3 protein-coding genes are annotated in these 10879 nt (G+C 39.6%); all 3 read right to left on the reverse strand.

What is annotated here, in order from left to right:
• On the reverse strand, nt 1-1481 hold a 1481-nt coding region (locus tag HY987_RS01395), incomplete at its 3' end, for a PKD domain-containing protein (RefSeq protein ID WP_292754764.1).
• Between the two features lie 322 nt (nt 1482-1803).
• Nucleotides 1804-9774 carry a chitobiase/beta-hexosaminidase C-terminal domain-containing protein gene (locus tag HY987_RS01400; RefSeq protein ID WP_292754767.1) on the reverse strand — a complete coding sequence of 2657 codons (7971 nt, stop codon included), beginning with the start codon at nt 9772-9774 and terminating at the stop codon, nt 1804-1806.
• A 438-nt stretch (nt 9775-10212) separates the two neighbouring features.
• Nucleotides 10213-10879: DUF11 domain-containing protein (locus HY987_RS01405; protein ID WP_292754770.1), on the reverse strand; the 667-nt coding region annotated here is incomplete at its 5' end.

Raw genomic sequence — 10879 nt, forward strand, 5'->3', positions numbered from 1 at the left:
TAGTAGATAGTGGCTGTTTCATTGGGTGTTAGGATAACGGTTTGTGCAGTGTTGTAGTTACCGCCGGTTGGGTTTGCTTGGACTGTGGGTGCTGTGGTGTCGATGGTGTAGGTTTCGGTTTGTACTGTTCCTTGGTTTCCGGCTGTGTCGATTGCCATGAATTTTAGGGTGGTTGTGGTGTTGATGTTGATTGGTCCTGTATACTGAGTGCTATGGTTGGTTGGGGTTGATCCGTCGGTAGTGTAGTAGATTGTTGTTGGACTTGCGTCTGTAGCGTTCAATGTTACAGTTTGAGCAGTACCATAATTTCCACCTGCAAGATTAGCTGCAACTGTTGGAGCAATAGTATCTAAAACAGTGATGTAACCTGTTTTTGTCATGGTATCACTGCCTGCAAGGTTGGTTGCTGTTAATTTAACAGTGTAGGTTCCGGGAGCACTGTAGGTGTGTGTTGGGTTTTGTTCGGTTGATGTTGTTCCATCTCCAAAGTCCCATGTCCATGATGTTGGGTAATTTGAAGAACTGTCTGTGAATTTAACAGTCAGTGAATCAGATCCTGATGTTTTATCAGCAGTAAAGTTTGCAACAGGAGTTTCTGGAGCATAATTAACTGTAACTACACAAGGATTTGCATTATTTATGATAGGACTACACCAGTTAATTCCTGTACCTTGGAATGATGCACCAGTCCATGCGTAAGCGTTGAATGAAGCTGTTGTGTACATGTTGTTGAGAGTGTATTCAACCTTGACAGCACCATTATCTATTGGTGCTTGCGCAAGACCTGACCTCAGATTTCCAACGTATAGGTCTATGAACATCAAGTATTCAGCGGTTGAAGGATCACTTGTATCCTGGCCACTGTAAAGTGGTTGCCATCCGCCAGGAGCAGGTCTTGTTGTTTGTGGACCATATTTGAAGTCATCTTTTGTGAAAGTTTCGTTCACAGCTCCTACAACGTACAGAGGATTTGTTGGCATTGGTGGCTGAACTGCACCAAAAACCGAAATTATCCAAGTGTACCCACTTGAGACTATAGTCAAATTAAAATTGTCAGATATAGGTCCCTTCACTGATAACAGAAGTATGATATTATCGTTGAGTCCACGACCTCCCGTGGTGGTGATGTAGAACACACCAGACTGAGAACCACTAGTAGTGTTGTTCACGATTATTTGACCATACATTGCGCTTGTACTGTTACTGTTACAGATGTGAAGCTGGTTAAGTCCTCCACCTTCAGCCTTGATGTAGTAAGTACCATTGGTACCATTTGGATTGTATCCTTGTTGTGTTGGGTCGTTTAAATAGTAATCATAGTCCACATTGTATTTAACTCCATTATCATTGGATACATTGATATAGACGTGGTTATTTTGTGTAATGTTGGTTGTGTTGTTCAGGTCAGTTGCTGATGCACTTCCACACAAAATTAAAACCATAAAACAGCTAAGTGTTATAAATATTATCTTTTTGTTCACTTTATCACCTCCATTTATTATTTTCAATATTTATAATCGACATGTAAGAATCTATAAATCAATTATATAAACCTTTACATAATTGCATAGTATTGAATGTAAAACAGAAAATTTAGATCTTAAATATGAATTTAATCCAAATTTAATTATAACATAGCAAAATAAATCTTTAATTAATGTTTATTTTAGTTTAAAATGGATAATATTCCATATAATTCTGATAAATTTCACATTTTTTTAATATGCATTTCATTGCATATCCTTAAATTCACCCTTTGATTTATTTAAAAAAAAGGAAAAAAAGAAAAGGGGAATATATTAGTTATTTTTTTCTACTTAGGGTTATTCCGCTTCCTATGGATAGGATGGCTAGGATTAGTCCTGCTAGTGGTGTTCCGGTGGTTTGCATGGGTATGGTTCCGGTTTGGATGTTGGTTGTGGTTGCTGCTTGTACGGTGTTGGTGGGTCCTGTTGGGGTGTTGATAGTTACTGCGGCGGCGTTTATTAGTAGTGATGCGATGTTGTTGGTTAGTCCTGGGTTGTATCCGGCTATGGTTACGGTTGGCAGTATGTTGAATGTACCAGCGTTTAGTATGTTGAGGTTGAGCCATAGGTATGGGTCTGTTCCTCCTGGTACAGTTTCTATGGTCCAGGTTAGTGTTCTTGTTGTTGGGTCGTAGTTTACAGTTCCTTGGTCTACGTTTGCGCCTGCGTATTCTACTCCTTCGGGTATTACGTAAGTGAATACTATGTTACTGGCGTCTCCGGGTCCGTTGTTTCCCAGTTTGAAGGTGTAGGTTACTTTGTCCCCGACTGTTGGGTTGGTGATGGATGGAGTGATTTGTACGTAGACATCGGATTTGATGTTGTAGGTTTCGGTTTGTACTGTTCCTTGGTTTCCGAATGTGTCAATGGCCATGAATTTTAGGGTGGTTGTGGTGTTGATGTTTATGGGTGTGGTGTATTGTGTGCTGGTGATGGTTGGTGTTGTTCCGTCGGTGGTGTAGTAAATAGTGGCGGGTTCGTTGGTGGTTAAGGTAATAGTTTGTGCGGTGTTGTAGTTACCGCCGGTTGGGTTTGCTTGGATTGTTGGTGCTGTGGTGTCGATGTTGTAGGTTTCGGTTTGTAGTGTGCCTTGGTTTCCGGCTGCATCGATTGCCATGAATTTTAGGGTGGTTGTGGTGTTGATGTTGATTGGTCCGGTGTATTGTGTGCTGCTGCTGGTTGGGGTTGAGCCGTCGGTAGTGTAGTAGATGGTGGCGGGTTCATTGGTGGTTAGGGTAATAGTTTGTGTGGTGTTGAACAGTCCTCCAACTGGATTTGCGGTTACTGTAGGTACTGTGACGTCTATATTATAGGTCTGGTTGTAGACTGGACTCCAGTTACCCGTAGCATCAACCGCAATAAACTTCAAAGTAGTAGTTCCTGCACTGTTAATGTTTATGGGTCCTGTGTAAAGTATACTGCTTGTTGTCGGATCTGATCCGTCTAGTGTGTAGTATATTTGAGGATTAGAATCCAAATCATCGACTGCAGTTAAGTTAACTGTTAAATCAGTGTTGTATGAACCACTTGGAAGATTTGCTGAAGGCACCGGAGCAACATTATCCACAGTAATGTAGTCTGTTTTTATTTCACTAACACTGCCAGCTGCATTGGTCACTGTTAATTTAACAGCGTATCTACCAGTGCTACTGTAAGTGTGTGTTGGATTTTGCTCAGTGCTGTCCACAACACCATCATTATTGAAATCCCACGCCCATGAAGCAGCGTAAGAAGAGGTGTCATTGAACTGAACGGTTAATGGTGAATTACCATTTACAGGTGCAGCAGTGAAGTTTGCAACAGGAACAGGATCCTTAATCGCATAGAGATTACCATCTTGACTTCCAAAGTAGAGTGCTCCATCAGATCCTATAGTGGATGCATATGTAGATCCGGTGCGGTTCCATTTTTGTGTTCCGTCTGGATTAAATGCGAAGATATTGCTTTCACATCCAAAGTAGATGGTTCCATCAGCACCAATTGCAGCTGAGGTATAATACATACAACGGTTTGTGTAATATGCCCATTTTAATGTTCCATCGGAGTTTAAAGCACCCACACTGTAACTTTGAGCGAAATAAATGGTTCCATCAGTTCCAATTGCAGGAGTACTCCATGTTGATGTCGTTCTTGAATCCAAAGGTGTGTCATAGATCCATTTTAATGTTCCGTCAGGATTCATTGCAAATAAATTATTCGCTGTAAAGTAAATGGTTCCATCAGTTCCAATACTTGGAGAAGAACGCACATAACCTCCAATTGATACTTTGTATTTCCATTGCAGTGTTCCATCAGGGTTAACTGCATAGATTTTACCGTTTTCTGATCCGAAGTATATGGTTCCATCAGCACCAATAGCAGGTGTAGAATAACCAAGTCCGTTATAATTTACTCCAGGTTCAGTAAGATATTTCCATTTCAGTGTTCCATCCGGATTTAATGCATATAGATTTTTATCAAAGCTTCCAATGTAGATGGTTCCATCAGCGCTAATAGCCGGAGAAGCATAAGTATTACTTCCCATGGTGTAATTCCACTTCTGTGTACCATTAGAGTATAATGCATAGATTATACTACCACTAACGAAGTAAATTGTTCCATCAGCACCAATAGTCGGAGAACTCCGTAATAAACCACCGGCGGTGTAATTCCATTTTAGGGTTCCATCTGGATTTATTGCGAATAAAACACCAACATTATTTCCAATATAGATGGTTCCATCAGCACCGATTGTTGGAGAGCCATAACCATACATTCCTGAGCCAGTATTATAGTTCCAGAATGTAGTGTTAGTCTGTGGTCCAGAATAGTCAGATTGACCGGTATGGTTATTATTATTCTGGAATTCTGGCTGCGGTGTATCTGCAAGTCCTCCAGGTCCAATAACATAGTTTATTAGATAGATTGGACTCCAATTTCCTGCATGATCAACTGCAGCGTATCTAAGTGTTGTTGTTGTGTTTATTACGATTGGATTCTGGAATACATTACTGCTGGTTGTTGGATTTGTTCCATTTGTGGTGTAATAAATGGTACTTGGCTCATCAACAGTTAAATTCACGTTTTGTGTGGAGTTATAGGTTCCTCCGGGCACGTTATTAGTAACTGTTGGTGCTATGGTATCAACAGCCACAGGCACACTCACAGTACAAGCATCTACTGTTACAGATGCATTTGTAGTGCCAGATACATTACCTGCAGTTAGTGTTGAGGTTGTTGAACCACCTGTTGTTGTGTTTTCTGGGTTAATTGTTCCTGAATCAGAACCAAAGTTTACTGGTATACCGTCAGGTACCTGACCAGTAATTACATTCCCTTTACTATCGTATGTTAAATATGCTGTAATGGTAGCGTTAGCGCCTGCTTTGAGTAAATCCGGTATTGAATTTGCTGTAAGCACTATCCACGGGTTGTAAACTACATGTGTACTTGTATGTGCATCATATATGTCTGATTTTCCAGGCATACTTGTGCCCATCACATAAGTTGGGTTGTTAGTTCCCCACCAGTTGTATGTAGCATTTGTAACGTTTGGTGTAGTGGACACATCATGTAAACCGTATAATCCGTTGTTATATATTCTGTTGAAGTGGATAATCGGATTGCCAGCTTGTACACGGATTCCATTTATTTCATTACCGTATATGTTGTTTGAGTTTATTGTTGGATTTCCTGATTGTATGCGGATTCCGTCTCTTTCGTTGCTGTATATGTTGTTTGAGTTTATTGTTGGGCTTCCAGATAGTACACGGATTCCATCTCTTTCATTATTTCTGATTGTGTTCCCTGTAATTGTGTTTAAGTTTAAATTGGTTGTGTTACTGTTTCCATCTATGAAAATACCTTCAAGGCCATTTTCAATGATGGTGTTATTAGCAATGGTTGAGTTAACAAGTGTTGCAATATATACGCCATATGAGTTAATTGCTCCAGTTATGGTAAAACCGCTGATAACTGAATTATTTCCAGCAGTAGTGATGCTGAAAACAGGATTATTCACATTTAAAGCCATTACGGTTGCTGAGCCGAGAGCATTCAATATTAACTGTTTATTAACAATCACGTTTTCGGTATAATTTCCTATTCCTACATTAATTGTGTCGCCATCTAGAGTACTAACATCATCAATGGCTTCCTGAATAGTATTGTATGTTGTACCAGTACGGGTGTTAACCACGTTTCCGGAGACTGTGACATCTGCAGAACCGGTGTGTGCTGTTAGGTTAGGGTCGCTGGTTATTGTTGTTAAGCTAGGAATTATGGTGTATGTTCCGCTTGCTATTACTTTGGTTAAAATGGTCATTGTAGCAGAATCTGTTACTGCAAAATCGCCAATATTCCAAGTAATCATCCTGTTTGAAGTGTTGTAGGATACAATTCCCATATCTGCGCTTACATCTATATATTTAAGCCATGCTGGCAATGTGTAAGTTAGAATGGTTCTGAATGCTGTGCCGGATCCGTTGTTGGTCACATTGAAGCCGATATTCAGGTCGTCACCTATGTTACGTGTTGGATTATTTACTGTAACACTAGTGTTAAGGTCAGCATCTGGGTCTTTGAAAGCGTACAATTTTTTATCATAACTTCCAATGTACAAGGTTCCATTAACACCAATAGCAGGAGAACCCTGTATTCCATTTCCTGTTGTGTAATTCCATTTCAATGTTCCATCAGGATTTAAAGCATAAACGTTTTTATTGCTTCCGAAGTAGATAGTTCCATCAGCATCAATAACAGGAGAACCCTGTATTGAACCACCAGTGGCATATCTCCATTTCAATGTACCATCATGATTTAATGCAAATAGGTTACCTCCACCATTTCCAATATAGATAGTTCCATCTGCTCCAATAGCAGCTGAACCATAGATAGCATGGGCATTGAGGTTTTGATCACTAGTAAGGTAATCCCATTTTAGTGTTCCATCTGGATTAATTGCATAGAATGTTCTATCATAGCTTCCGATATAGATGGTTCCATCAGATCCTATAACTGGTGAGCTATCTATCTCGCCTCCAGTTCTAAATTTCCATTTTAATGTCCCATCAGGATTTATTGCATAGACATACCGGTCACGACTTCCGATATAGATTGTTCCATCTGCCCCAATAGCAGGAGAGCTGTAATATATTGAGCTTCCAGTTGTGTATGTCCATTTTAGTGTCCCATCCGGGTTTATTGCAATTAATTTACTGCCAGCACATCCCACGTATATTGTCCCGTCTGATCCTATGGTAGGTGAACCATATAGGGACTGTCCTTGCCAATACTGCCATTTTCTTGTCCCGTTGGAGTATAATGCATTAACTGCATATTCTTCACAGAAGTAGATGGTTCCATCTCCTCCAATAATAGCGGAGCCATAGATTGCACCTCCTGAAGTGTAGCTCCATTTTAGGGTTCCATCTGGATTGATCGCATAGAAAATTCTTGCACTGTTTCCAATGTAGATAGTTCCATCAGTCCCTATAACCGGAGCAGCGTATCGTATGTTGCTACTAGTGGTGTATATCCATGCTGTGTTATTTGTCTGAGGGCCAATATAGCCAGATAGACCTGTGTTGTTGATGTCATTCTGGAATTTAGGCCAGTCAGAATCAGCAATTGGAGTAGTTCCAATAAGATAGTTCTGTATATTTACAGGACTCCAGTTACTTGCAGGGTCAAGAGCAGCAAACTTAAGTGAAGCAGTGCTATTTATAGTAATTGGGCCTGTATAAGGAGTACTGCTTGTTGTAGGCTTTGTTCCGTTAATTGTGTAATAGATTGTACTTGTAGGATCATTGGTTGTCAGTGTTACTGTTTGTGTGTTGTTGTAAGTTCCTCCTAAAACATCAGCGCTTACGATTGGTGCTATTGTATCCATTGTGATTGGAATACCTGCAGTATATCCGTCTACAGTTGCAGTGATATTTGCAATTCCTGAGGTACTACCTCCGGTCACTGTAGCTTTTGCTGTATTGTTTAAAAGTGTGGTATTTACTGGACTAACAGTTCCTAAAGCATATGCAAAGACTATTTGGCCACTATCTGGTATTTGACCACCAGCAACCACATTTCCATTATTATCGTGTGTTAAATCTGCTGTAATATTAGATTTTGCTCCTGTTTTAAGCAGATCAGATGTTGCATTTACTGTAAGCACTATCCACGGATCGTAAGTTACATGGGAACTTTCATGCGCATCATAGATGTCTGATTTTCCTGGTGCACTGGTACGGCCTACATACATTGGTGTATTGTTTCCCCACCAGTTGAATATCGCGTTTGATGTGTTTTCTCCTTTTGCAGTATCTTCCAGACCATATAAACCATTGTTACATATCCTGTTGTAATGTATATTTGGAGATCCACTTCCTACATAAATTCCAACATTGGAATTGTCTGTAATATTGTTTTCAGTGATGTTATTCCTCACAGAAACTGTAGTATCATCACTATCCTCAATATAAATTCCATTAAGGTTACCTGTAATGTTATTTTCAGCGATAATTGCGTTACCATTTTTTATTAGAACACCATTGTTACTGTTACCAGTAATATTGTTTCCAATAATGGTTACATTACCATCCCCAACATAAATCCCGTTTAAGTTGCCTGTAATGTAGTTTCCAATAATAGTAGCATTAACGAATGGATCTATATAGATACCGCTTGAGTTGGTGGCTCCGGTTATAGTAAAACCGTTGATTACAGAATTTGTTCCACCAATGCTTATTTTAAAGACAGGATTGTTAACATCTAAAGCTGTAACTGCCACCTTTCCTCTTGTAGCTATTGTTAATTGTTTAGTGACATTTACATTTTCAGAGTAGTTTTCTGCATAAGGTCCACTACCAACAAGGATTGTATCCCCATCTAAAGTTTCTGAATCATCTATTGCAGATTGAATGTTGACGTATGTTTTGTTGGTTCTGGTATTGGTCACCGGGGTAATGGTAATGAAATCAGTTTTAATTTCACTAGCACTGTCATAAGGTCCAGATACAGTGAGTTTTACGGTGTATATGCCGGGGTTGTTGTAAGTGTAGGTGGGGTTCTGTTCAGTACTGTCAATAGTTCCGTCATTGTCGAAATCCCAAGCCCAACTATTTATATTTCCAGTGGATGCGTCAGTGAACTGTACAGTGAGGGGTGTTTTACCGTTTGTAGGAGTAGCTGTGAACTTTGCAATAGGCGGGATGTAATTAATATAATAACCGCTTGAACTTGGATTATTTGTCCAGCTAATTCCTTGTGCTTGATTTGATCCAGCGCACCATGCATATGCGTTAAATGCTGTAATTACGCTCATACCTGTGATATTATATTCAATCTTTACATTGCCACTGTTTATTAAGTTAGAATTTGATACAGTTCCAACATAAAGATCAATAAACATCAAGTATTCAGCAGTAGATGGATCATTGATATTTTGGCCAGTATAAAGTGGCAGAGACCAAACACCAAGTGTTCCTGGACCTGGTTTTGCTGTTTGTGGTCCGTACTGGAAGTCAACTTTGGTAAAGGACTGATTCACTGCATTAGTTACATATTGATAACTAGTAGGTGAGGAACCTGTAGCTGTCCAATTGTAACCACTTGAAGTGATATGAATCGCAAAATTATCCGAAATTGGTCCTTTTACCGATACCAATAGAATAATATTATCATTGTATCCTCGACCACCAGTGTCAGTGATGTAAAATACTCCCGAATAGTTAGTATTTGTGGTGTCGATTGCAGTTAACTGTCCATTAAGATTACTTATATCATTAGTGATATGGAGTGCATTCATTCCACCACCATCACACTTAATGTAATAAGTGCCATTTGGGCCCCCATACATTGTGGTATCTGTATTGTATTTGACACCTTCATCATTTGAAACGTTGATAAATATGTGACGATTGCTTGGAAGCGGGTTAGCAACATTGACATAGTTTAATTTAGTCAAAGTGTTATTGCCTGCTTCATTGCCTGCAGTTAGTTTAACACTGAAGTTTCCGGGTGTTGTGTATGTATGGACTGGGTTCTGCTGGTTGCTGTCTATAATACCGTCATTTTCGAAGTCCCAAGCCCAAGAAGTGGCGTCGTTGGTGGATGTATCAGTGAACTGTACGCTCAATGGTGCATTGCCATCGGTCACATTGCTTGTGAAATTGGCAGATGGTAGGTCTGCTGCGCTCACGGATCCTGTAGCTAAAAAGCAAAAAAGTAAAGCAGAAACCACAAGCAAAATAGATGTTTTCTTACTCTTTATCATTTGTTCCTCCTATTTTTTTTAATTAGAGTTACATGGGTCTTAATTGTTCCATTTAGCTCTATTGCTGCGGAAATAATAAAAAATGGAAATTTCATTCGTCTTATAGTTGCCCCCTTAAAAAATTAAGAAAAATATTGAACAACACAATTCATTGTTATTACTTTCCACTAACTAACTTTCATATCGAAGTGTATATATAAACGTATCGAATAATTGTGTGATGTTGAATGTAAAACAGATAATTTCATCTTAAATATGAATTTATAATCCAAATTTAATTAGAATATGGCAAAATAAATCTTTAATTAATGTTTATTTTAGTTTTAAATGTATAATTTCCATATAATTCGATAAATTCCTATTTAACATGTATTTATCGCATATCCTTAATTCATTGATTATTCTAAAAAAGAAAAAAAAGAAAGGGGGGATGAGGTTTTATTTTTTCCGGCTTAGGGTTATTCCGCTTCCAATACATAGGATACCGAGGATTAGTCCGGCTAATGGTGCTCCGGTTGTTTGCATGGGTACTGTTCCTGTTTGGATGCTGGTTGTGGTTGCTGCGTTGACTGTACTTGTTTTTGGTGATGCGGTTACTTGTAGGGTTCCGATGTTGTTGATTAGTCCGGGATTGTATCCATCTACAGTGACTGTTGGCAGTATGTTGATTGTACCTTCGCTTAGTATGTTGAGGTTGAGCCATATGTATGGGTCTGCGCCTGCTGTTACGTTTCCTACTTTCCAGGTTAGTGTTCTTGTTGTTGGGTCGTAGTTTACTGTCCCTTGGTCTACGTTTGCGCCTGTGTATTCTACTCCTTCGGGTAGTACGTAGGTGAATACCACGTTACTTGCATCTCCGGGTCCGTTGTTTCCTAGTTTGAATGTGTAGGTTACTTTGTCACCAACTGTGGGGTTGGTGATGGATGGAGTGATTTGTACGTAGACATCGGATTTGATGTTGTACGTTTCGGTTTGCACGGTGCCCTGGTTTCCGGCTGCATCGATTGCCATGAATTTTAGGGTGGTTGTGGTGTTGATGTTGATTGGTCCGGTGTATTGTGTGCTGGTGGTGGTTGGTGTTGTTCCGTCGGTGGTGTAGTAAATA

Origin of the sequence: Methanobacterium sp. (assembly GCF_016217785.1) — an archaeon.
Lineage (GTDB): Archaea > Methanobacteriota > Methanobacteria > Methanobacteriales > Methanobacteriaceae > Methanobacterium.